The sequence below is a fragment of the Malaciobacter pacificus genome, assembly GCF_004214795.1.
Taxonomy (GTDB): Bacteria; Campylobacterota; Campylobacteria; order Campylobacterales; family Arcobacteraceae; genus Malaciobacter_A; species Malaciobacter_A pacificus.
The window spans coordinates 747,800-772,842 of record NZ_CP035928.1 but is presented as its reverse complement, the minus strand read 5'-3'; the positions used below and the strand labels follow the sequence as shown (position 1 = coordinate 772,842).

Sequence of the window (25,043 nt, the reverse complement as noted above, 5' to 3'; positions counted from 1 at the left end):
TTTAATCAATTTAACGTGCGAAAGTTAAGTTAGTAAGGTTAAATTCTGAACATGCAGCAAATTTAGAATTAAATGAAAAAGCTAAAAATGTAGAAGTTACATCACTAAGAATATTTGGAAACTTAAATAATGTAAAAAGAGTAGCTTGCAAGAAATAAAAGAAGTTTAACTTCTTTTATTTTTAAGATTGCATTTGCTTGATTAAAGCTTCAAGTTCATCTTCACTAATATTGTCATCGGTATTATCAATATTTTTAGCACTTGGCGCTAAATTGTATTGAGATTTATCAATATCATTCTTTTCACAAACATAATTAACAACTCGTTCAATTTTTTGTCTATGTAAATCTTGATGTTGCAAAAATCCAAAAACCTCTGTTAATTTATTTGTGACTTTTTCTTTTTCATTAAAAGAAAGATTTGAATTAGAAATTAATTCTTGAATATCTTCACAATTATTGTAAATCAATTCTGCATTATTTTCTGATTCTTTTATCACTACACATAGTTCACTAATAAGTTCCTCATACTTCATAAATATACCTTTTCATAAGCTTATGTAAAAAGTTTAGCTTATTTTTACTTAATTATTATCTATGAAAAAAAAGTTATTAGTGTATAATTTCAGCTATTACTTCTGTAGCGTAAGAGCCTTTTGGTAAATAAAATTGTAACTCCATCCAATTTTTATCTTCTTTATAATTACTCTCCAACTCTTCAGGGAATACCCAAGCAAATCTTCTTGCTCCATCTGTTCCAGTTTTTTCATCAAACTCTTTTTCAATTTCAAAAGCTAAACCTTCACTTAATTTCACCCTCTTCCCACATAATAATCCAGTTGGAACTCTATCTCTGTCATAAAACTTTTGAGCTTCTTCTTCAAGATTTTCAATAGTAAAGATTCTTCCATAAGGATAATGAGAGAACATATCTCCTGGTAATACTTTTAAAGGGTGTGGCTGTTTTTTCATCTGTTTTACTATATCAAGTGGTAAATTTAATTTTTCATAAATCTCTTTTGGTTCAAAAGCATCTACCAATTTTGAGATTTCAATTCTTTTTGACAGCCAATTATTAAACAGATAACTTTGATAAGAGTTAATATACATTTGTTTTAAGTTTCTTCTTTTTTCTTTTAACTTACCATCAATAATATCTTTACCTTTTTTATAATTATCACCTTCAATTCCAAATCTTTGAAAACCAAAATAGTTTGGAATCCCATAAGTTACTATTTGACCTAAAATTTGTTCTATTTTTCTTGCATCAACTAAATTAACTCTTTTAAGTCTAATAAAAAACTTATTACCTTTTAAATGGCCTATTTTTATTTTATTATTATGATAAGTTTTTTCTAATATTTTTATATTTGGATTATCAAAGCTATCCAAAGCCTCTTCATATTTTTTATGAATAGATAATGATTGAATTGTCATCGCATTTTTATCTTTTAATCCAGCATAACCAAACTCTCTTGTACTACAATTTAAATGTTTAGCTAATATTTCAATAGCATCCCATGTAGCTAAATCTTTTTTTCTAATTTTAATTATTAGATGTTCTCCTTCACCTGAAAAATCATATAATGGTACTTCTGTTACAACAAAGTCATCTTTATTTTGTTTAAATAGTACATCTATTTTTGAGTGATTTAAGTATCTTTGTAATTGATTCAATATATTTCCTTAGTTTTTAAAAGTGATGCTTTTTAGCTTTTGTTTCATATTTTCCTTTTTTGGCCTTAGCAAAAATATTTAACTTTACTTTATGTTTTTTTGCAATTTCTTCTATTTTATTTTTATTCTTTTCATCAAAAGCAAAAAGTATTTCATACTCTTCCCCTGAAGTTCCTCTAAACTCATCAATCTCATAAAAAAATTCAAAGCCTACTTTACTTTGTTGAGATAGTTTTTCCAAATCAAAAAACAAACCATCAGAAATATCCATTGCTGCATTTATTAATGGAGCAATTTCATAAAAAAAATCTTGCTTCAATTTTGGTTTAATAAACTTTGATTTATTAGAAACTTTTTCATTATTAAATAATCTGTTTAAATCTCTTTTACTTTCACCTAAAGTTCCCGTAAAACAAACTAAATCATTTTTCTTGATACCATTTCTATAAACAGGTTTATTTGTTTTTGAAACTATTGTTATTGAAATATCTAATTTTTCATTTGATATTGTGTCTCCACCAATAATTTCGATGTCAAACTGCATTGCTGCTTTTTTAAAACCTTTGGCTAGCTCTTTTAAATCTTCATTTGAATAAGTTTTGGGAATAGCTACACTTAAAAGTGCATATTTAGGAATTGCATTCATTACAATTGCATCTGAAATATTTACAATCATTGATTTATATGCAATTTGCTTTAAACTCATCCACTCTTTTTTAAAATGAACATTTTCAAAAAAAGCATCTTGAGAGTAAACATATTTACCAATAACAGCGCCATCATCACCAATGATTTTATTTTTTGAAAATTGTTTTATAAAATAGTCTTCTTTATTCATGTCGCAATTATATCTAAGAAGAACAAAATATATTCTATATTAAAATCTTGAAATTTTAATATGATCAAATAAAGGTCTAATTTGATAAAAATAATCGTTCTAAAAGTAAAAACAAAATTATATTACTTATGCATGATTTTATTTTTGTAAATAGATTAAATGAAAAAGAGAATTTAACTAACTTTATAAAACTACTTAAAAATAGAGGTTGGAAGTTTAAATCTATTAATGAACATCTTTGAAAATATTGAAAATTACAATTAGGATACATTATGTCCTATTTTATTTTAAGAAAATTATAGTATAATACCGTCATTAAAATAATTATATAGGAGATAATATGCCAAAAATTAATAAATACGTTGATATTGATACTGTTGAGAGAGAAGCTAAAAAAGACTTAATTGATAGACACTCACCATTCATTCACTGTGCTGAAACTGCAAAAGCAGGAGAGCCATTTGAAGTAACTGTTAAAATGGGTAACGAATATACACACCCAGATGATTTTGATCACTACATTGAGTCTGTTTCTTTATTTAATGGTGAAACATTATTAGCAAAAGCTACATATGTACCAGGAACTTTAGGAAATGTTAAAGCTCATAATACTACTACATTTACTATTATTCCAACTAGCAAAAAATTAAACTTAGTAGCTCACGGTTACTGTACTAAACACGGTATTTGGGAGTCAACTCCTGTAACTGTTTCTGTTGCTGAGTAGTTAAATACTTTATTTTATACAAAAAAGGTAGGAGTTCTTACTTCTACCTTTTTTTATTCTATTTTAAATACAATACTATTACTATATACTAAATCTTCAAAATTAAAAAAAAGAGAATATATTGACAAAATTCAACTTATTAAAGTATCTATCAAGTGATATTGATGAAGCTTTTGAAGCTTTTTATGAAGGGAACATCAATTTTAAAAGAGCACTTTCTTCTTCATATTCAAAAATATGATAAAACAGAACATTTAATAAAAGAGATATTTGAATATTTTAAAATTATGTCTTCTTATACAGCAAAAGGCTATTTAAATAGAATGATTGAAGAGGATAAAAGAGATATTGAAAACTTCTTTAATCAAAATATTAACGATGAAAATATTATTCCTCAGGATATTTTATCAAAAAAATTTATATGGCTAAAAAAACTAATTGAAAATATTGAAAATAAAGGTACTTTTAATAACACTTTAAATGATGAGCTATTTTATAATTGGATAGAATCAGTTGAGATTTTGTCAAATGAAAAAAAAGAGTTCTTTGAAGAGTTAAAAAGAAGAATATCAATCAATATTCAAAATCTATTTTATTTCTTAGAAAATGATGAATATACAGAAATTCTACCACTATATACTTCTCTTTTAAATATTTATAAAATAATTTTAATGATGAAAGATACTCTAACAGTAGAGTATGCAAATAATATTATAAAAAAGATGAAATTAGATTCTTTAACTCAACTATATAGAAAAGATTTATTTGAAGAGATATTAAACAAAGAGTTAAAATCACAAAGAAGTAATGATGATTATAATTACTTAAGTATTGTATTTATTGATATTGATGACTTTAAATTAATAAATGATAAGTATGGTCACTACACAGGGGATAAAGTTATAGAAAAATTTGGTGAAATAGTGAAAAAAAATATTAGGTCATCAGATATAGGTTTTAGAATAGGTGGAGATGAATTTGCGATTTTGTTAAAAAATGCAAATGCAGATATTGCAAAAAAAGTAGCTTTGAAAATTAGTCATGATTTAAGATCATACAAATTTATATTTAATGATAATATTTCATTTTTTACAAGTTTAAGCATTGGAATTTATGATATTGATAAAAAAATAATGAATCTATTGATTCAATAATAAAAAATGTAGATAAAAAACTTTATATCTCAAAAAAGAATGGGAAAAATCAAATAACAGTATAGATTTATTTAACATAAAATTAACTATTTATAAATATAATGAATAAAATCATTCAAAGGAATAAATATGTACAAAAACAAAATTTTATTAATTTTGATTTCAACTATATTAAGTTTTTCTTATGCCCAAGAGATGTTCCAAACAGTAAACCCAAAGGATGCGACACTTGTGAAAAGTGACTCATCAAAAGAGTTTTGTAATGTATGTGGAATGCACTTAACAAAATTTTATAAAACAAATCATGTGACTGAGTTTAAAAATGGACATAAAGAACAATACTGTTCAATACATTGTCAAGCAAAAGTTGATGAAGCTTTCAAAGAAAAAATTAAACATGTTCAGGTAGTTGATACTAATAGTTTAGAACTAATTGATGCCAAAAGTGCCTTTTATGTTGTAGGGAGTTCAAAAAAAGGAACTATGAGTATGGTTAGTAAATATGCATTTTTGAGTGAAAAGGAAGCTAAAGAGTTTCAAAAAGAGTTTGGAGGAGAGATTCATAACTACAATGAAGCATTAAAAATCGCAAAAGATGACTTTAAAAATGATGACAAAGCTATTAATCAAAAAAGAATAAAAGTAGCACAAAAAGGGAAAAAAATTTATGAATCTCTATGTAAAGAGGTAAGTAAAGAATTTAACTCTATTGGTGAAGCAAAACAGTATCTAATAGATAATAAAGTTTGTAAAAATTTAAAACCTCAAATGCAACAAGCGGTTGCTATTTATTTATATAATCCTTTACTAGCTGTTGATAAAAATAAAATCATTAATGTACCAGCAGATGCAAAATGTCCAGTATGTGGGATGTTTGTTGCAAAATATCCAAAGTGGGTTGCTAGTATTAATATAAAAGAAGCCCATACTCACTATTTTGATGGAGTTAAGGATATGATGAAGTTTTATTTTAATCCTTCAAAATTTGCACATAATCACTCTAAAGATGAGTTTAAAGATATAAAAGTTACTGATTACTATACACTAAATGCTATTAGTGCAAAAGAAGCATTTTATGTAATTGGCTCAAATATCTATGGACCTATGGGTGAAGAATTAATACCTTTTGTTTCAAAAGAGAAAGCTCAAAAGTTTTTAAATGATCATTTTGGTAAAAAAGTTTTAAAATTTGAAGAGATTAAAGAAAGTATGCTTTACTAAACTCTCGTAATACAATGCGATTTATCGCATTGTAATTAAATGCCGAGAATTAAATTTTATTTTTAATAAAAGAACAACAATAATCAACTAATGAATGAACTCTTAATTTAAATTTTGAATTTGCAGGAATCTCAAAAGTTGCTGGCCCTTCAAATTTTACCCAATCTTCTGCTGGTAACATAACTTCTAATGTACCTCTTTGAATATCCATAACTTCTTTATGAACAGTGTTTAATTCATATTCTCCTGGTAACATAATTCCTAAAGTTTTTCTTGAATCATCAGGGAAAACTATAGTTCTACTTGTAATGTTTCCATCAAATAATACGTTTGCAGCTTTTGCAATCGATACATTATTAAATTCTGCCATTTAATTTCCTTACTTATATATTTTAGATATTTTATCCAAAAAAAAATATGAATATATTGAAGTAAAGTAGCAGTTGCATTTAGATACAATTAGCAATAAATCAAAAGGTAACAAAATGAGTATTCAAAGAGAATTAGAAACATTAATTAAAGAAGATGTTTTAATAGAAATTGAAGAGTATATCAAAGAATTAAAAACAATGATTGAATCAAATAATGACACAATCGATGCTAATGAAGAGTTAAAACAGATGGAAGAGATGAAAAAAGACTTTGAAGACATTTTAACTGATTTAGTTCATGGGGATATAAAAGATGAAGAAGCAAAAGAGCTTTTAGATGAGATTATTGAGATGAGAAAAGAAGAGGATTAATTTTAATTTATGCAAGGATATATAATTGATATTAAACCTGTTAAAGATGATGATTTAATTGTTACATTACTTACAGAACATGAACTTATCAAAGCATATAGATTTTATGGAGCAAGACACTCCAATATAAATATTGGTTATAAAATTGATTTCGAACTTGAAACAACAAAAGCTAATATTCCAAGACTTAAAGATGTAATTCAAATACCTTTTAAGTGGATATTAGACAATGAAAAAATGTATTGTTGGCAAAGATATATTAAACTTTTTTATCCACATTTAAAAGAGTTAGAAGGATTAGACCCTTTTTATTTTTATTGTTTAGATAACTTAATATTTATTCTAGAAAAGCAGAATGCTTTAAGAGCTATAATACACTCTTATATATCTCTTTTAGAGTTTGAAGGAAGAATTCATACCGATTATGAATGTTTATTATGTGAAAGTGAAATAAAAGAAAATATATCTTTAGTAAGAGGTTTTTTGCCAGTTCATGCAAAATGTACCTATGGAAAAGTTTTTGAAATGAAAAAAATAAAATCTTTATTTGAAGAAAAGGATTTAATAAACTTAAATAACCAAGAAATAGAATACCTTTGGGATATTCTACTACAAGGTCTATAGTTCGTCTAGTAATCTATCTTGAAGCTTTTCTATTGCACTTAATAAAGGTTTTGTATCAAAACCATAATCTTTTGCTTTTGAAACCGCTTTTTCTATATTTTCATCACTTAAAGGACTAGTTACACAACAAGCTGTTTTAATAATATCTAAATATCTAGCTTTAGTTTTAAAATTAGAATCACATTTTGAGATATCATCTACAAATTCTATCATATTTATTAAATTATCACTTAACTTCCAATGCTTAAAAATTTTTGCCGTTGTTTCTGAAGTAGTAATTCCAATAATCTCTTTTTCAGTACTTGCAATATCTTTAGTTTGAGCTAATTTGTTTTTAAACTCTTCTAGCTTATTTTCACTAATTAGTATATCTGATAATACAAATTTTCCAGCTTCTTGTAAAAGTGCAGGAAGAACAATTTCCTCTTTCAAATCAAAATCAACTTTTGATAACCAAAGGTTTGCTAAAGTAGAAGAAATATTTGACGCTCTCATAAAATCATCACTATTTATACCATATGGGTCTAAGTTAGAAGCTAACATATTTTGAACTGTTCCTCCAATAGCAATAGAAACCGTAAAATTTATTCCTAACAAATTAACAGCTCTACTTGGAGTTTCAACTTTACTTCTAAAACCAAACATAGCAGAATTAGAAATTTTTAATAAAGTTGAAATTATTAATGCATCTTTTTCAATTATTTCCAATAATTCTGATACTTCTTTATCACTTTTCTTTCTAAACTCTTCTATCTCAACAATAGTTTTAGGTAGCGGAGGAAGGGATTCTATCTTTTCTAAAATACTTGTAGATGACACTCTATGCTCCTATACGTTTTTTATTATTTTTTATTTTAACTAAAATATTATCAAAGGATTATAAATTACTTTAAAAAAATTTAAACATTAAATCTAAAGTGCATTACATCACCATCTTGCACAACATAATCTTTACCTTCAAGTCTTAACTTTCCAGCTTCTTTACATTTTGCTTCTCCACCAAGACTAACAAAGTCCTCATAAGAGATTACTTCTGCTTTAATAAATCCCTTTTCAAAATCATTATGAATAACAGCTGCTGCTTGTGGTGCTTTTGTATTTTTTCTAATAGTCCATGCTCTAACTTCTACTTTACCTGCTGTAAAATATGATTGCAATCCTAATTTATCAAAAGCTTTATGAATAATTTGCTCTAATCCTGATTCTTCAACACCTAAATCAGTTAAGAATTCTTTTGCTTCATCATCATCTAAACCAACTAACTCTTCTTCAATTTTTGCACAAAGCATAATAACATCAGCATTTACAGATTCTGCATGTTCTTTTAATGCTTCAACATACTCATTTGTACCTTCAGCTAGTGAATCCTCATCCATATTTGCACCATAAATTACATCTTTATTTGATAAGAATCTTAACTCTTTATCTAATGCAATAAAAATATCATCATCAGCTTTTTCAAAAGTTTTTACAGGCTGTAATTCACCTAAATGAGCCATTAACTCTTCAGCTACTACTAATTGAGATGCAGCTTCTTTAGAAGCTTTTGCTTGTTTTTTCAATCTTTCAATTTTTTTCTCAACTTGAGTTATATCTGCATAAATTAATTCTGTTTCAATAATTTCAATATCTCTAATTGGATCAACATCACCTTCTACGTGAGTAATATTACCATCATCAAAACATCTAACCATATGTAAGATTACTTCAACTTCTCTAATGTTAGATAAAAATTGATTCCCTAAACCCTCACCCTTTGAAGCTCCTCTAACAAGTCCTGCAATATCAACAAAATCAATAGTTGAATGTTGAATTTTATCAGGATTAACAATTTTTGCTAATTCATCTAATCTTTTATCAGGAACTGGAACAATCGCTTTATTTGGTTCAATTGTACAAAACGGATAGTTTTGTGCTTCTGCATTTTGTGCTTTTGTTAATGCATTAAAAGTTGTTGATTTACCTACATTTGGAAGTCCTACTATTCCTACACCTAATCCCATTATAATCCTTTTATCATTTTGTATAAATAATCTAATATATCCATCAAATTGGCTTTTTTAAGGTTTTCTTGTGATCTATATAAAAAACTTTATTTCAATATTTAGCAAAATTTAGCAAATTAAAAGGACTAAATAAGGATTTTTCATATTGAAATTATACTTCTATCAAAAGAATTCCAACCAATATGGAAGGTATTTTTGAATACATATTATAGGTAATAAAGACAAAAAAAGAGATAAATTAAAAATATTTACTTAATGTTATATTTCATACTTTTTAATCTCTTTTTTTAACAGCTCAAAATTGTTATGTATTTCATCTTTTGATAAAGAGTCTGCTTTTTCTAACTCATCAAGAATTTCACAGCTTTTATCTAAACCAATATTCAAACATGAGTTTTTAATATAGTGTGCTTTTTTAGATATTTCTTCAATATCATTAGCTTCTACAAAATCATTTAATTCTTTCATATCTTCTTTTATTGATAATTTAAACTTTTCAACTAACATATTTGCAATTTTATCACTTACACCTAACTTTGAAGATATATTTTCTATACTTAAATTTTCAACACAATTATTTTCAATTTCTAAATACTTATCAAGTATTTTTACTAACTCTTGATTATCTATTGGTTTACTTAAATAACCATCCATTCCCTCTTTTATATATTTTTCTCTATCACCTTCAATTGCATTTGCAGTTAAAGCAATAATTGGAGTATGATTATTAGATATTTGTTCATAGTTTCTAATTAATTTTAATGAAGTAAGCCCATCCATAATTGGCATATTAATATCCATAAATACAATATCATAATTATTTTTTTGATACTCCATAAATGCTAACTCACCATTATCAACAATTGTAACATCTAGTCCAAAATCTTTTAATATTAAATCCATTAATAGTTGATTATTTGTATTATCATCAGCAACTAAGATTTTTCCTATATATTTAACATCAGAAGATTGTAAGTTCTTATTTGTTTTTTCAATTGATTTGACTTCTGCAATAATATTAAATATTTTTGAGCCATAAATAGGTACATCAAGATAATAATCCATTAAAGGCTTCATAATATTATTTTCCATTTTTTTCATCTGACCAACATAAACAACAGGACATTTAAATTTTTCTTTTCGCCCTTTTAACTTTTCATAAAATTGTGGATCACCAAAACAGAAAATCAAGTCTAAATGTTCTTGCTTGTCAATATCATCTCCAACATGAATATTTCCAAAATTTTTAACAATATTTTTTAGATGCTCCCGTATATTTTCTGGATCTTCAATTATATTACATATTGCAAAATTATATTTACTCTCTTCAAGTATATTTTCAAGTTTATTCTCAACTTCAAAGTCAATATCAAAATAGAAAACACTTCCCTTATCTATTTCACTATTTAATTTAATTTCAGATCCAAATAGCTGAACAATTTTTAGACTAATTGCTAAACCTAAACCCGTTCCACCAAACTTACGAGATATACTTCCATCAGCTTGTGAAAATGGCTCAAAAATCTTTTTTTGTTCTTCCTTTGAAATACCTATACCTTCATCTTTAATAGAGAATCTAATTTTTGCAGTGTTTTTTGTTTTATTTATTAAACTTACATCAAAAGTAACTTTTTTATTTTCTGGAGTGAATTTTATTGCATTACTTAAAATGTTAGATAGTACTTGTTTTAATTTTGTATCATCACTTATCACATACTCAGGAATAGAATCTTCTAGTCTATATAAAAATCTAATATCTTTTTGTTTTGTATTAACAGCATATAATTGTACAACCTGTTCTAAAAGTAATTTTAAATTAAAACTACTTTCTGAGATTTCAAACTTACCACTTTCAATTTTTGAAATATCTAAAATGTCATTAATAATATTTAATAAGGCTTTTGCACTTCTAGAGATTACTAAAGCTTTATCTTTTTGTTTATTTACATTTTCAGTATTGGCTAAAATATCAGAAAAACCAATAATTGCATTTAAAGGAGTTCTAATTTCGTGAGACATATTTGCTAAAAATTGAGATTTTGTTTCATTAGCTTTTAATGCTTCTTGTTCTGATTGTTTAGCTTTTAAAGTTATAGCTTCTAGTTCTTTATTCTTTTTTGTTATTTGTTTAATTAATAAATATCCAAGTATAATAATTAAAAATACAATAAAATAAGTAAAAATATACTCAAGGTTTTCATAATATTTTTTCTCTTTATTTATACTACTTTCTAATTTTGATATATTTTTTTTACTGTCATAAAGCAATCTATTTGCATTCTCTTTCATTCTAGTAAATAGTGTTGGTAACTGTTTAAAAAATAGCTCAACTTTAAAAAGTTCATCATTTGTTGCATTATTACTATTAATTTTTATTTTCATTATATCTTCCATTTTAGAAGATTTATTTTCAAGCTCTTTTAATTTAGGAAGAAGATCAATTGCCTCAAATGTAAATTTTTGATTAAGTGATGGAGTAAATTTAATTACATCTGTTGTTTCATCTATATCTAAAATGTTAAGTTTTATATAACTATTAACCTCACCTCCATAGTTTAAAACATTAATCGCCTTTTTTACATCTTCAATCTCTTTTTTAATCTCTTCTTGCATAGGCTTAATGCTTTTTATATTTGTTAAAATACCCATTTTATAATAGTGAGTTTCAATAGAACTAATCTCTTTTAAAATATACTCACCAATCTTATATCTAGCATACTCATTTTTAACATTTGTATCAAGTTTTTCAACAATATCTTTAAAAACCAAATGAATAAAAATAATTCCCATATATCCTAATACAAAAGCTAGTAATAAAGCAATTAATCCATGAAGAATACTATTATTTCTTATCATTAGAAACTAACTTTATCAAAATCTATCAAATCTTGTTTAGAGAGGAAACCATAATTATAAAAAATCTCTCTACCTCTTTTAGATGTGGCAAATTCCATGAACTCTTTTGTTAATTCTGGATATTTAGAAGTTTTTAATAAATTTAATACAAGTTTTGCCTTGCTTATAACTTTTTCATCTATGTATAAAGCCTCAATATAATCTTTATTTTCACTCCAGTAAGTTGTTGCATGCCAATTTAAAATTAAATCTGCATTCCCATCTTTTATTGCATTAACTAAATTTCTTGAATCAGAAGCTAAATAGATAGTATTCATATAATTTTGGATTTAATAACTCTTCAAGTGATGGCTTTATATTCTTAGGATTTCCTTTTTTTACAACCATTGAAAGTTTATTAAAACCAACAAATTTACCATCTAAAATCAAACCATCTTTTAAATTATTATTTCTGTATGTAACAGATCCAGGAAGATATAAATCTCCAATTTGACTAAGTTTTATGCTATCGTATAAATCTTGACTTCCACCTTGTAAAATCTTTATCTTACAATCACATTTTTTTTCAAATTCTCTAGCTAATTTATCAATGGGTTTAACCATAGTGATTCCAACATAAAAAAGTAATTCTTTTTTAGCGTGTAAAAGTGTAAGAGAGAATAAAAATAATATTAATATGATTCTTTTTAGCATTACAAAATCTTTCAGTTTTTTATTATTATAGCAAAATGTTATTATAAATTAATTGAAAAGATAATATTATAGAGATAAATAAAATTATAAGGTTTATTTTGGAATTTGAAAATATAAAAATTATATCTATTGATGATAATGAAAATAATCTTTTCTTAATTGAAGCTATATGTGAAGATATGAATCTAAATGTAACAAGTTTTTCTAATCCTTTAGATGCATTAGTCTACTCACTAAAAAATAAAGTTGACATGATTCTAATTGATTATATGATGCCAACATTAAATGGATTAGAATTTATAGAAGAGTTTAGAGTTCACAAAAAAAATGTGCCTATCATAATGATAACAGCAGCTGGTGATGAAGATATTCATAAATCTGCTTTTGAACTAGGTGCAAATGACTTTTTAAGTAAACCAATTAATACTGTACTATTTCAAGCAAGAGTACAAAATCTTTTAAGTGACTATCAAAATAGATTACTACTAGAAGATAGAGCAAAACTGCTTGAACAAGAAGTTGCAAAAGCTACAAAAGAATTAATTGATAAAGAGCATGAAACTCTTAAAATTTTAGGTAAAACAGCTGAATATAAAGATCCTGAAACTGCTTCTCATATTGCAAGAGTAGCATATTATTCTAAAATGCTAGCAAGGGAGTATGGATTAAATGAAAAAGAACAAGATTTAATATATTATGCTGCTCCATTCCATGACATAGGTAAAATAGGAGTTGAAGATAAAATTCTTTTAAAACCTGCAAGATTGGATGAAGAAGAGTTAAAAATCATGCAAAATCACTCAATGATTGGTTATGATATTTTAAAAGATGCAAAAAGTGATTATTTGCAAGCAGGAGCTACAATAGCCCTAACTCACCATGAAAAATATGATGGAACAGGATATCCTAATAAACTAAAAGGTGAAGATATTCATATTTATGGAAGAATTGTTGCAATTGCTGATGTATTTGATGCATTAACATCACAAAGACCGTATAAGAAAGCATGGGAAATTAATGAAGCTATGAATTTTCTAACTGAAAATCGTGCTAAACATTTTGACCCAAAACTTGTAGATATTTTTATTACAAATAAAAATGAAGTTTTAGAAATTTTCAACTCTTTCAAAGAGTCTTAAAATAGAGAAAAAATCTCTATTTTAAATCTATTATTTAGCTAAATCTTTTAATAGTTCCACTGTAAATCTAACCCCTGCTCCACTTGCTCCATGAGGATTATATCCCCATTGTTTTTCTACAAAAGCAGGTCCAGCGATATCAAAGTGAATCCATTTATTTTTATTCTCTTCATAAATAAAGTTATCTAAGAATATTCCAGCAGTTATTGCTCCACCATATCTAGTATTAGCAATATTACAAACATCAGCAATCTCTGATTTAATTGATTTTCTTAAATATCTATTGAAATCTAATGATGTAGCATACTCTCCAGCTGCTTTTGCACTACTTACAGCTTTGCATTTTAATTCATCACTATTTCCCATAACTCCACTTGTATATTGACCAACACCAACAACACAAGCACCAGTTAAAGTTGCATAATCAAAGATATAATCAATATCTTTAATTTCATCTTGTGCATAACACAAACAATCAGCTAATACTAATCTTCCCTCAGCATCAGTATTTCTAACTTCAATAGTTTTACCATTTTTAGCTGTAAGTACATCATCAGGTTTATAAGCATCTCCACCAATCATATTTTCAACTGCACCAACAATTGCATGAACTTCAACTGGAAGCCCAAGTTTTGCTATAGCCCAAATTGAAGATAATACAGCACAACCACCTGATTTATCTGATTTCATAGTAACCATAAAATCAGCAGGCTTTAAAGATAGTCCACCTGAATCATAAGTTAAACCCTTACCAACTAATACAACTTTTACCTTTGCATCTTTTGGTTTATATGATAAATGAATTAGTTTTGATTCATGAATTGAAGCTCTACCAACACTTAACATAGAGTTCATACCATTTTTCTTTAAATACTTTTCACCCTCAACTTTGATTTCAATATTTGTATCTTTTGCAATATCTTTTGCAATATCAGCCATAACAGCTGGATAAAAATCTTGAGGAGGAGTATTTACCATATCTCTTGCTTTATTTACAGCTTTTGCAATAGTTTTAGACTCTTTTAAAATATTTTCTAATTCATTAGTTTTATTATTAACTGCCATTTCTAAAGTTAATTTCTTTTTTTCTTCTTTTTTAGATTTGTATTTAGTAAATTTATATTCACCTAAAAATGCACCTTCTACTAATGATTTAAAGTTTTCTTCTAAGTCACTATTTAAAGTTAATTTCGCACTTTCATATTTAGTTGATGCAATCTTTCTAACTGCATTTGCTGATGCAATTGCTATTGAATCATAAGATGCTTCCTCGTAACCAACATAAATTTTTTTTGACTCAGCTAATAGTGTACAAGCTTCATCTTTTGCTTTAAAATCTATTGATTCTAAAACCTCTTTATCCGCACAGTTATCTAAATCATTTATAAAAATTATCTCTATATCTGCTTTAATATCATTAATATTTTTTTCAATTAAATTAATTTTCATTTACTACCTTTCTTTCTACTTTTTTTGTAGCTTTATTAAACATATAAATTATACTACCGCCAAAAATTGCAGCAATTGGAATTGCTAAATACCAATGCTCTTTAGCCCATTCTAAAACTACTAAAATCTCTTCACCAAAATACCAAACAGGAACTATAGTAATAGCAGCCCAACACCAAGCACTAATAAGATTTATAAATGCAAACATTTTTGCACTATATCTTGTAAGTCCAATTGATATTGGAATAATTGTTCTCATACCATACATATATCTTTGGATAAATATAATAGGCCATCCATATTTCTTTAAAAGTAAGTGCGCAAAAGCAAATTTTCTTCGCTGTCCTTTAAACTTTTTATGAACATGAGACTTATTAAATCTTCCTATATAAAAATATACTTGATCACCAGCAAATCCACCAAGACCAGCTATGAATATTGCTAAATATAAATTCATATCACCTGTATGAGATAAAAGTCCTGCCATAACAAGACCTGCTTCACCTTCTAACATTCCCCATGCAAAAAGAATTATATATCCATACTCTTTTAATAAATATACAAACTTTTCTTCAAATCCACTTACAGGTGCATGATATAAATTATATCCTAGGTATGAGAAAAAGGTAATAACAATAACTGCTAAAATTTTTCCAGAATGTGGTTGAAGTTTTTTAAATAGTTTTTCCATAAAAGAACCTAGTCAAAGCTTAATAAACTTTTTGCTTGAACCATATCCTTATCACCTCTTCCTGATAAATTAATAACAACAACCTTACCTTGAAATTTATCCTTTGCCTTTTTTAAATATGCAACTGCATGAGAACTCTCAAATGCAGGGATAATTCCCTCACGTCTACTTAGCCATACAAAAGCATCTAATGCTTCATCATCTGTAATTGAATCATAAGAAACTGATTTGTTATCTTTATGAAATGAATGTTCTGGTCCAATTCCTGGATAATCAAGTCCTGCACTAATAGAGTGTGCTTCTATTACTTGCCCATCTTCATCTTGAAGTAAATATGAACACTGACCATGTAAAATTCCAGGAGTTCCTTTTTCTAAACTACATCCATGCTTATCTGTTTCAAGTCCTAAACCACCTGCTTCAATACCAATACAAGTAGTTTCATTATCTTCTAAAAAGTGTGAGAACATACCAATAGCATTTGAACCACCACCAATACATGCTACAACATAATCAGGTAGTTTTCCCTCTTTTTGTAATATTTGAGCTCTTGCTTCCCATCCAATAATTGCTTGGAAATCTCTAACCATCATAGGATATGGATGAGGACCAGCAACTGTACCAATGATATAGAATGTATCTCTTGCATTTGTAACCCAATATCTAATTGCATCATTCATAGCATCTTTTAATGTTTTACTTCCAGATTCTACTGCAATTACTTTTGCACCTAAAAGTTTCATTCTAAATACATTTAGTTCTTGTCTCTCAACATCTTTTGCACCCATAAAAATAGTACACTCTAATCCCATTAAAGCTGCAATAGTAGCTGTTGCAACACCATGTTGTCCAGCACCAGTTTCAGCTATAACTTTTGTTTTACCTAATTTTTTAGCTAACAATCCCTGAGCAATAACATTATTTACTTTATGTGCACCTGTGTGATTTAAATCTTCTCTTTTTAAGTAAACTGTAGCACCAATTTCTTCACTTATATTTTTCGCGTGATAAAGAGGTGTTTGTCTTCCAACATAATCTTTTAAATACCCATCTACTTCTTTCCAGAACTCTTCATTAAATCTAAACTTTTTATACTCTTCTTCTAATTCTTTTAAAATAGGCATTAATGTTTCAGGAACATATTGTCCCCCAAAAATACCAAATTGCCCTTTTGTATCTGGGTCAAATTTACTTGGCTTTGGAATATAGTAACTCATTATAATCTCTTTTTTTTAAATTTCTAAAACTGAATATACTGGTGCATGCTCTTTTAATTTTTCTGCACCATCTAAAAATGTTAAATGTATTAAAAAACACATCTCAACTAAATTTGCATTAATATCTTTTACTAATTTAGCAGCAGCATTAGCAGTCCCACCTGTTGCAATTAAATCATCAATAACTAAAACTCTTGCATCTTTTTTTGGAAAAGCATCTAAATGAATTTCAATTTGATCGAATCCATATTCTAATTCATATTTTTCACAAACAGTTGCAGCAGGAAGTTTTCCCACTTTTCTAATTGGGACAAAACCAATACCTAATCTATCTGCAAGTGCTGCCCCAAAAATAAATCCTCTTGAGTCAATACCCGCAATATAATCTAAATCATAACTTTTATATCTTTGTTCTAAGTGATCTATTAAAAACTTGTATGCATCTTTATTGTTTAAAAGTGTAGTAATATCTTTAAAAACAATTCCAGGTTTTGGAAAATCTTTTACATCTCTTATTGAATCTAATAGATATTTTTTATCAATATCATTTAATACTATTTCTTCACTCATAAAATCCCTTTATATCGCTTCATGTGAAAGTTAAACATTTTATCTAAAAAAATATTATGAATTTATGATGAATTTAAAATATTTTAAATATAATTTTTATTATTATTTTAAAGGTATAAGATGAGACTTTTTTTAGTATTTATAATAAGTTATTCTTTATTATTTTCATTAGAGATACAAAAGCCCAAAACTTATGAAAAAAACTTTCATAAAATTGAAAATTGGGTTATGAGTGAAAAACTAGATGGAATAAGAGCATATTGGAATGGTAAAGAGTTAATTACTAAAAATGGTAATAAAATTTATACTCCAAAATGGTTTATACAAAATTTTCCTCCCTTTGCACTTGATGGTGAACTTTGGACAAAAAGGGGTGATTTTGAAAATATTCAAAATATAGTTTTAGATAAAATTCCTTCAAAAAATTGGAATCAAATTACTTATAATATTTTTGAAGTTCCTAACCAAAAAGGTAATTTTTTTCAAAGAATTCAGATATTTAAAGATTGGAAATCCAAGAAAAATATACCTCATCTAAAAATCATTCCACAAATAGTTTGTAATAATGAAGAGCATTTGAATCAATTTTTAGAAGAATTAGTCTCAAAAAAAGCTGAAGGTGTGATAATTAAAAATCCAAATAGTGCTTATTTTACAGGAAGAAGCAATGATATTTTGAAAGTAAAAAAGTTTTATGATGATGAAGGTTTAGTAATTGCTCATAACTATAATGAAAAAAATAACTTTAAAAGCCTAGTTATAAAACTAAAAAATGGTGTTGTATTTAATTTAGGCGGAGGCTTTTCAAATAAACAAAGAGAAAAACCTCCTAAAATTGGGGAAATTGTAACTTTTAAATATTATGACTTAACAAAATATGGTAAACCAAAGTTTGCATCTTTTCTAAGAGTAAGAAAAAAAGAATAAACTATAACAACTGATAAGATTGTGTTTCAATTCCCTCATCTTCTTTTAATTTAGCACAAACGTTATCTGTATTTGACTCATCTAAAGTTAAAGAGATCTCATCAATTTTTACTTCAATTGTAACACAAGATTTAAAATCACTAATTTTTTTACTATTAGTTTCATCAGTTGTCCAGTTTTGACTATTTAAAGTTATTGCATCAGAAATATTATCAATCTTACCTACTTGAAGATGATATGTTTGAATGGATGAAATAATTGAAGAAATATCTCTTTTTAAAGTAGATACAACAGCTGAATCTTTTGTATCTAAAAACTTAGGAACTGCAAAAGATGCAATAACACCAATGATTACAATAGCGAAAATCAACTCTAAAAGAGAAAAACCTTTCTTCATAATTAATCCTTTAAAATAATATAAAAGATTATAAGCTAAGTTTTCTTAAGATTAAATAACTAAATAATTTATTTATAAACTTTATAATATATCAGGTATATCTATATTCGTCTCTTTTTCATTATCAGCAACTGTTTCAAATACAATTTCAACAGGAGCTGCACCATGGTGTTCATTTGGCTTATCAACAAATTTAGTTAACGCTTTATGGAAATCAAGTTTTACTGTACCAATAGGTCCATTTCTTTGCTTACCAATAATTACCTCAGCCTCTTCAACTGGCTTATTAACAAAAGTAGATTTATACTCTTCACCTTTGTCTTTAGCCTCTTTTTCTTTTCTAGCCTCATCTCTTTCTTTATAAACATCATCCCTATATACAAACATAATAATATCGGCATCTTGCTCAATAGCTCCAGATTCTCTAAGGTCACTTAACATAGGTCTTTTATCAGGTCTATTCTCTAATCCCCTATTTAACTGAGATAGAGCAATAATTGGGATTTTCATCTCCCTAGCAAGCATTTTAAGTCCCCTTGAAATATCAGAAACCTCTTGGTGTCTATCTTTATTTCCAGTTCCTTGCATAAGTTGTAAGTAGTCAATGATTACTAATGAAATATTATTATCTTCATTTTGTGCTAATTTTCTAACCCTTGCTCTTAATTGATTAATATTAACACTACCCCCATCATCAACAAAAAGCTTCTTTTTATTTAAATCATCAAATGCCCCACTTAATTGACTCCATTGATTATCGTCCATATCACCTTTTCTAAGGTTTTGTAATGGAATAGAAGTCTTTGCTGCTAACATTCTTAGCATCAATTGTTCTGCTGGCATTTCTAGTGAGAAGAATATAACACCCTTATTTGCTTCAACATTGGCTAATGCCATATTTAAAACTAGTGCAGTTTTACCCATCGCTGGCCTAGCTGCAATTATTACTAAATCCCCTTCATTAAATCCTGTTGTTCTTTTATCTAAAGCTTCAAAACCTGTTGTTTCACCAATTAAGTGAGTATTTCCAAGCTCTTTCATTCTTTTGATATAATCAAGTGTATCAGTGGTTACAACTTGCATATCTTTTACTTCATTTGTAGCACTATCAGTTGAAATTTTGTATAAAGCACCTTGAACTGTATCAAGGGCCTCATTTGCACTTACCTCTTCTTCGATAGCTACTTTTTTGATAGTTGTTGCAAGTGTGGCAAGCTCTCTTTTAATTGCACCATCTTTGATTTCTCTAACATAAGCTAAAGTATTAGTAATTGGATTTGCTGAAAGAATTTCAAGTAAAATTGAGTCATCTACATCTTTACCTTCAAGTTTTCTTCTAATAAACTCTTCATCAATAGGCATAGCATCACTATGAAGTTTTTCCATTACCTCAAATATTTTTTTGTGTGCAGGCAAATAAAAGTCATTTGCTTTTAAAACACCTAAAACATCTTCAAACTCTTCTGGATTAAATAAAATCGAACTTAATACTGCTCTTTCTATATTTATACTATAAACACTATCCATCTTTTCTCCAAATTATTAGCAAACTCTATTTCTACCACTATTTTTAGCTTCATATAGCTTTCTATCAGCTATTATTAAAGCATCTTCAAAATTTTTAAAATAGGATTCGCCATTTTCTGAATTGATTTGTATAAAACCAATACTTATTGTTGTTGATACTTTTTTATCTTCATAATCTATACTAAATGATTGGAAATCTTCTCTAATTTTATTTAAAATCTCTTTTGCTTTTTTTGCATTAACAGCAGGAAGTATAAAGACAAACTCTTCTCCACCATATCTAATAATCATATCTGAACTTCTAAGGCTTTTTTTTGCAATTTGAACAAAAGCTTTTAACATTTTATCCCCAACCATATGACCATAGCTATCATTTACATTTTTAAAATAATCAAGATCACACATTGCAAGTACAAATGTTTCTGCTGTAGCTGATGCAATTTCTAATTGATTTTGATAAAGTTTTTCTATCCTTTGTCTATTTAATGCACCTGTTAGTGGATCTTTTTTCGCTTCATTATTTATTAAAGTATTGTCAATTAATGCAAGCTCTGTTCCTAAAGATAAAGATAACATTTCACTTTTTTCTAAATATGTTAGCAAGATATGGTTTTGCCCACTATCTTTTGATAAATAGCTCATAATTTGTTTTGACATAAAATGAAGTTTCTCATGCATTTTCAAAATACTATTATATTTTGAATTATTTTGAATTATTTTCTTACCATCACTGTGTAACCATTTTCCAAAAGTACAAAGGGTGTGATTAGTTTCAGGGATTATAGCTATGTCTCTTGATTTTACAGCTTTTGATAACTCGTTTAACCACTCTAAATGAGCCTTATAATATAACACTACATTTCTTTCATATATATCATTTAAACTAGATAATCTAATGTTATTTTTACTAATTAAACTCTCAGTATATTTATCAAGATAGATTTTTGCTATAGTATCTTCTAATTCCAAATGAAGTTTATAAATCTCATAAATTTCATCTTTTGCATTTTTATATAAGAGTCTTTCCATAATTAACTTTTCTAAATTTATAAGTTCATTTGTTAAAGTTACATATGGAATTGAGAGTTTAATATTTAGTTCTACTAATTTTTCACAAGTAATAAATGATTTTTCTAAATTTCCATTACAAATATCTTCTATAATATCACAAAAAAAATCTTTTATATTTACATACTCTTCCTCTTCTATTTTTCTAAAACTAGCAATATATCTTGATAAAAATTGCTCTTTTATATACACAATTTCAGAGGATAAAACTTCTTTAAAAGATTTTATATTATCACTCATTATTTTCTTTTTTCAGCTTCAAGTTCAACCTCTTGTATAAACTTATTAATTAAAGCATCACCTGAAAGCTTTTCAATTATTTCACCTCTTTTCATTACTAATCCACTTCCCTTACCAAATGCAATTGCAACATCAGCGCTTTTAGCTTCACCAATAGCATTTACAACACATCCCATTACTGAAACATCAAGTGGTGTTTTAATATGTGCTGTTCTTTTTTCAATTTCAGCTACTGCACTTACTAAATCTGCTTCAATTCTTCCACAAGTTGGACAAGAAACGATATTTAATCCCTCTTTTGCAATTCCTACATCTTTTAAGATTGCTTTTCCTACTTTAATCTCTTCTTCAAGCTCACCTGTCATTGAAACTCTTAAAGTATCCCCTATTCCATCAAGTAATAGTGAACCTAATGCAATTGAAGATTTAATAGTTGAGTGAAACTGTGTTCCAGCTTCTGTTACACCTAAATGAAATGGATAATTATTTTTAGGTCTTAACATTCTATATGCTTGAACTGTTCTTTGAACATCACTTGCTTTTAATGATATTTTCATATCAGTAAAACCTAAATCTTCAAGATATTTTATATTATATTCAGCACTTGCAACCATTCCTTCAGGTGTTTGCCCATATTTATCTTCAAATTGCTTTTCTAAACTTCCAGAGTTTACTCCAATTCTAATTGGAATATTTCTTTGCTGGCAAGCTTTTACAACTTCAGCAACTCTTTTTTTATCTCCTATATTGCCTGGATTAATTCTGATACAATCTACAACTTCAGCTGCAATTAAAGCAAGTTTATATTTGAAATGTATATCTGCAACAAGTGGTAAATCAATTTGAGATTTTATATCTTTTAATGCATTAGCTGCTTCTAAATCAGGAACAGCAACTCTTACAATATCTGCACCAGCAAAATGTAATTTTGTTATTTGCTCAACTGTTGCTTTTACATCTGATGTTTTTGTAAAAGTCATAGATTGAACTGGTATTGGAGCATCACCACCAATTGGTACATTTCCTACGAATATTTGTTTTGTTGGGTATCTTTTTATCATCTTGTGATTTTATCTAAAAAATATTAATTTAAAATGAAAATTTCAATTAAAAAAAAGCCTTACTTTTATATAATCTAAATTGATAAATATAGGAAAATTAAATATAAAATTATGCAACTAAAAAAAAATATATTAACAATAATTCTAACTTTCTCAATTTTAGCAATTTTAATAATTATCAGTTCCTATTATTATATTTCCAATAAACAACATGAGCTTCTAAATTCTATTTACAAATCCACCCATCAAAATATAGTTAAAACAACACAAAATTTAATCAAAGATAAATTAAACACAACACTAACTATCTCTTTAGCTTTAGCTAAAAGTTATGATCTACAAAATATTATGAAAAATAAAAGTTACGATCAAATAGATTATCAAAACATCACAAAAGAGATTAATAAATATTCAAAATATAAAAATGTTTGGATTCAAATAGTTGATAAAAATGGTAAAAGTGTTTATAGATCTTGGACTAAATTAAAAGGTGATAATTTACTTTTTAGAAAAGATCTAAAAAAAAGTTTAATGGATAAAGATGTTTCAAGTTCTATAAGTGTTGCATTATTTAATCTAACATTAAAAGCAAGAACGCCAATTTTTGATAAAGAAAATAACTTTTTAGGGGCTTTAGAAATAATAACTCATTTTAATTCAATTGCTAAAGATTTAAAAGAAAATAATATAAACAGTTTAGTAATTGCTGATAAAAAATATAAAAATACTTTAAAATATCCTCACACAAATATTTTCATTGATGATTATTATATAGCTAATATAAATGCAGACGAGAACTTAATAAATTATGTAACAGAAAATAAGATTGAAAAGTATGTGAATATTAAAGAATATATTATTGAAAATAACTATCTAATTTCAAATTATACATTAAACACTGCAAATGGTGAAAAACTAGCTTATATAATAAACTTTCTAGACTTGAAAAACATTGATTTAAATAGTGTAAAATCTTTTAAAATAAAAATTATAATGAGTTCTATTATTGCACTAATATTTATATTTTTCTCTTTTTTAATTTATATTTATTCTTCTTACTTAAACAAAATTAAAGCTCAAGAGATGAAAAAACAATCAATTTTAGACTCTCAACTTAGTATAATTGTAATTACAAATGGAGATACATTAATTGATGCAAATAAAAAATTAATAGAATTTTTCAAAGATGTTACAACCCTTGATGAATTCAAAGAAAAATATAGATGTATTTGTAAAACTTTTATAGATTTAGATAATGATTTATATATTGTCGATAAAGATTATGAAGGTAAAAATTGGGCAGAACATATTTTGATTAATAGCGAAAAGCATTTTAGAGTTGCTATGAAAAATAGTAAAAATGAGATTAGACATTTTTCAGTAAAAGCTTCAACAAACCCAAGTGAAAGTTACATAATTGCAACTTTTTCAGATATAACTCAAGACATAAAAGAAATAGAAAAAGATAAAGAAAAAGATAGATTACTCTTTCAACAATCAAAAATTGCAGCCATTGCAGACATCCTTAAGAATATTGCTCATCAATGGAGACAACCTTTAAGTGTTATTAGCACAATTGCAAGTGGTATGAAGATTCAAAAAGAGCTTAATTTATTATCTAATAAAGATTTTGAAAAGTCTTGTGATGATATTATTTCAAATACACAAAAGCTATCACATACTATTGAAAATTTTACAAACTTTTTTAATAAAGAGAACAATATCAATAATTTTTCACTAGTTGAGGCATTAAAAGAAGCCACTGACTTTTTTGAATCAATATTTGAAAAAAACAATATTAAATGCTCTTTTATTTATGAAAGTGATACTATTTTAAAATGTAATAAAAATGATTTTTCACAAGCAATTTTAAATATCTTAGATAATTCCATTTATGCTTTGACACATAATAAAAATGAAGATGAAAGAGTTATATTAATTGAATTTAAAAATAATATTTTACAAATAACAGATAGTGGAAATGGTATAGATGAAAAGATTATTTCTAAAATATTAGAACCTTATTTTACTACAAAACATCAAGCTTTTGGTGTTGGCTTAGGATTATATATTGTAAATGAGCTTTTTGTAAAAAATTTAGGTTATAGTATTGATATTAAAAATATTGCATTTGAATATGAAAATAAAAAATATTTTGGTGCAAGCTTTATGATTAATTTTAATTAAACTTCTATTTTGTAAACATTAGATAGAATATC

General features: G+C 26.5%; 25 protein-coding genes. 8 read left to right on the top strand and 17 right to left on the bottom strand.

The features are described 5' to 3' along the window. Positions 1-181: 181 nt before the first annotated feature. The 3 genes from APAC_RS03900 to APAC_RS03890 form a co-directional block, all read right to left on the bottom strand. Positions 182-535 carry a hypothetical protein gene (locus APAC_RS03900; protein WP_130232875.1) on the bottom strand — a complete coding sequence of 118 codons (354 nt, stop codon included), beginning with the start codon at positions 533-535 and terminating at the stop codon, positions 182-184. Between the two features lie 76 nt (positions 536-611). After that, entirely contained in the window at positions 612-1,676 is a 1,065-nt protein-coding gene (gene truD / locus APAC_RS03895; protein WP_130232874.1) for a tRNA pseudouridine(13) synthase TruD, read from the bottom strand. A 16-nt stretch (positions 1,677-1,692) separates the two neighbouring features. Then, on the bottom strand, positions 1,693-2,514 hold the full coding sequence (locus tag APAC_RS03890) for a thiamine-phosphate kinase (protein ID WP_130232873.1): 822 nt from the start codon (positions 2,512-2,514) through the stop codon (positions 1,693-1,695). Positions 2,515-2,854: 340 nt separating this feature from the next. Between APAC_RS03890 and APAC_RS03885 the strand changes: the two genes are divergently transcribed. From APAC_RS03885 to APAC_RS03875, 3 genes are all read left to right on the top strand, one after another. Beyond that, a complete protein-coding gene (locus APAC_RS03885; RefSeq protein ID WP_130232872.1) occupies positions 2,855-3,241 on the top strand; it encodes a class II SORL domain-containing protein in 387 nt (128 codons plus the stop codon). Between the two features lie 185 nt (positions 3,242-3,426). Then, positions 3,427-4,395, top strand: a complete 969-nt coding sequence (locus APAC_RS03880) for a GGDEF domain-containing protein (protein WP_170170104.1) — start codon at positions 3,427-3,429, stop codon at positions 4,393-4,395. Positions 4,396-4,524: 129 nt separating this feature from the next. Beyond that, on the top strand, positions 4,525-5,616 hold the full coding sequence (locus APAC_RS03875) for a nitrous oxide reductase accessory protein NosL (protein WP_130232870.1): 1,092 nt from the start codon (positions 4,525-4,527) through the stop codon (positions 5,614-5,616). A gap of 49 nt (positions 5,617-5,665) precedes the next feature. Here the strand turns inward: APAC_RS03875 and ppnP are convergent, their stop codons facing one another. Continuing rightward, the gene (ppnP, locus tag APAC_RS03870; protein ID WP_130232869.1) at positions 5,666-5,986 is read right to left on the bottom strand and encodes a pyrimidine/purine nucleoside phosphorylase; all 321 of its coding nucleotides are present in this window, start codon (positions 5,984-5,986) and stop codon (positions 5,666-5,668) included. A gap of 115 nt (positions 5,987-6,101) precedes the next feature. On the opposite strand from ppnP, the gene APAC_RS03865 reads away from it, so the two are divergent. Both APAC_RS03865 and recO read left to right on the top strand, forming a co-directional pair. Then, complete coding sequence (locus tag APAC_RS03865; protein WP_130232868.1) at positions 6,102-6,359, top strand: hypothetical protein; 258 nt, start codon at positions 6,102-6,104, stop codon at positions 6,357-6,359. Positions 6,360-6,368: 9 nt separating this feature from the next. After that, complete coding sequence (gene recO / locus APAC_RS03860; RefSeq protein ID WP_130232867.1) at positions 6,369-6,983, top strand: recombination protein RecO; 615 nt, start codon at positions 6,369-6,371, stop codon at positions 6,981-6,983. Here recO and APAC_RS03855 read toward each other — a convergent pair. The 5 genes from APAC_RS03855 to APAC_RS13430 form a co-directional block, all read right to left on the bottom strand. Then, a complete protein-coding gene (locus APAC_RS03855) occupies positions 6,978-7,802 on the bottom strand; it encodes an HDOD domain-containing protein (protein WP_130232866.1) in 825 nt (274 codons plus the stop codon). The two genes, recO and APAC_RS03855, sit on opposite strands and share 6 nt — an antisense overlap. An 80-nt stretch (positions 7,803-7,882) precedes the next feature. Continuing rightward, positions 7,883-8,986: a redox-regulated ATPase YchF gene (gene ychF / locus APAC_RS03850; protein ID WP_130232865.1), complete on the bottom strand. Its 1,104-nt coding sequence runs from the start codon at positions 8,984-8,986 to the stop codon at positions 7,883-7,885. 261 nt (positions 8,987-9,247) lie between these two features. Continuing rightward, positions 9,248-11,845: a hybrid sensor histidine kinase/response regulator gene (locus tag APAC_RS03845; protein ID WP_130232864.1), complete on the bottom strand. Its 2,598-nt coding sequence runs from the start codon at positions 11,843-11,845 to the stop codon at positions 9,248-9,250. Next, the gene (locus tag APAC_RS13435; protein WP_130232863.1) at positions 11,845-12,162 is read right to left on the bottom strand and encodes a substrate-binding domain-containing protein; all 318 of its coding nucleotides are present in this window, start codon (positions 12,160-12,162) and stop codon (positions 11,845-11,847) included. Before APAC_RS13435 ends, APAC_RS03845 begins: the two co-directional genes overlap by 1 nt. Next, positions 12,137-12,538, bottom strand: a complete 402-nt coding sequence (locus APAC_RS13430) for a substrate-binding domain-containing protein (protein WP_130232862.1) — start codon at positions 12,536-12,538, stop codon at positions 12,137-12,139. The genes APAC_RS13435 and APAC_RS13430 overlap by 26 nt, the downstream gene beginning before the upstream one ends. Positions 12,539-12,636: 98 nt before the next feature. Here APAC_RS13430 and APAC_RS03830 point away from each other — a divergent pair, with 98 nt between their 5' ends. Next, positions 12,637-13,677 (top strand): HD domain-containing phosphohydrolase, encoded by a 1,041-nt coding sequence (locus tag APAC_RS03830; RefSeq protein ID WP_228255941.1) that lies wholly within the window; start codon positions 12,637-12,639, stop codon positions 13,675-13,677. A gap of 30 nt (positions 13,678-13,707) precedes the next feature. Here APAC_RS03830 and APAC_RS03825 read toward each other — a convergent pair whose 3' ends face one another. The 4 genes from APAC_RS03825 to APAC_RS03810 are packed head-to-tail and all read right to left on the bottom strand — an operon-like array spanning position 13,708 to position 17,604. Further along, positions 13,708-15,126 (bottom strand): leucyl aminopeptidase, encoded by a 1,419-nt coding sequence (locus APAC_RS03825; protein ID WP_130232861.1) that lies wholly within the window; start codon positions 15,124-15,126, stop codon positions 13,708-13,710. Continuing rightward, a complete protein-coding gene (locus tag APAC_RS03820; RefSeq protein WP_130232860.1) occupies positions 15,116-15,817 on the bottom strand; it encodes a DedA family protein in 702 nt (233 codons plus the stop codon). Before APAC_RS03820 ends, APAC_RS03825 begins: the two co-directional genes overlap by 11 nt. 8 nt (positions 15,818-15,825) lie before the next feature. Further along, positions 15,826-17,034, bottom strand: a complete 1,209-nt coding sequence (trpB, locus tag APAC_RS03815) for a tryptophan synthase subunit beta (protein ID WP_130232859.1) — start codon at positions 17,032-17,034, stop codon at positions 15,826-15,828. A 15-nt stretch (positions 17,035-17,049) separates the two neighbouring features. After that, the gene (locus APAC_RS03810; protein ID WP_188353739.1) at positions 17,050-17,604 is read right to left on the bottom strand and encodes an adenine phosphoribosyltransferase; all 555 of its coding nucleotides are present in this window, start codon (positions 17,602-17,604) and stop codon (positions 17,050-17,052) included. A gap of 120 nt (positions 17,605-17,724) precedes the next feature. Between APAC_RS03810 and APAC_RS03805 the strand changes: the two genes are divergently transcribed. Beyond that, on the top strand, positions 17,725-18,531 hold the full coding sequence (locus tag APAC_RS03805; protein ID WP_130232858.1) for a DNA ligase: 807 nt from the start codon (positions 17,725-17,727) through the stop codon (positions 18,529-18,531). A 1-nt stretch (position 18,532) separates the two neighbouring features. Here APAC_RS03805 and APAC_RS03800 read toward each other — a convergent pair whose 3' ends face one another. From APAC_RS03800 to ispG, 4 genes are all read right to left on the bottom strand, one after another. Then, positions 18,533-18,928 carry a type II secretion system protein gene (locus tag APAC_RS03800; protein ID WP_130232857.1) on the bottom strand — a complete coding sequence of 132 codons (396 nt, stop codon included), beginning with the start codon at positions 18,926-18,928 and terminating at the stop codon, positions 18,533-18,535. 81 nt (positions 18,929-19,009) lie between these two features. Continuing rightward, positions 19,010-20,455, bottom strand: a complete 1,446-nt coding sequence (locus APAC_RS03795) for a replicative DNA helicase (RefSeq protein ID WP_130232856.1) — start codon at positions 20,453-20,455, stop codon at positions 19,010-19,012. 15 nt (positions 20,456-20,470) lie between these two features. Then, complete coding sequence (locus tag APAC_RS03790; RefSeq protein ID WP_130232855.1) at positions 20,471-21,763, bottom strand: diguanylate cyclase; 1,293 nt, start codon at positions 21,761-21,763, stop codon at positions 20,471-20,473. Beyond that, the gene (gene ispG, locus APAC_RS03785; protein WP_130232854.1) at positions 21,763-22,824 is read right to left on the bottom strand and encodes a flavodoxin-dependent (E)-4-hydroxy-3-methylbut-2-enyl-diphosphate synthase; all 1,062 of its coding nucleotides are present in this window, start codon (positions 22,822-22,824) and stop codon (positions 21,763-21,765) included. Before ispG ends, APAC_RS03790 begins: the two co-directional genes overlap by 1 nt. 111 nt (positions 22,825-22,935) lie before the next feature. On the opposite strand from ispG, the gene APAC_RS03780 reads away from it, so the two are divergent. Then, a complete protein-coding gene (locus APAC_RS03780; protein WP_130232853.1) occupies positions 22,936-25,011 on the top strand; it encodes a sensor histidine kinase in 2,076 nt (691 codons plus the stop codon). The last annotated feature ends 32 nt before the right edge of the window (positions 25,012-25,043 follow it).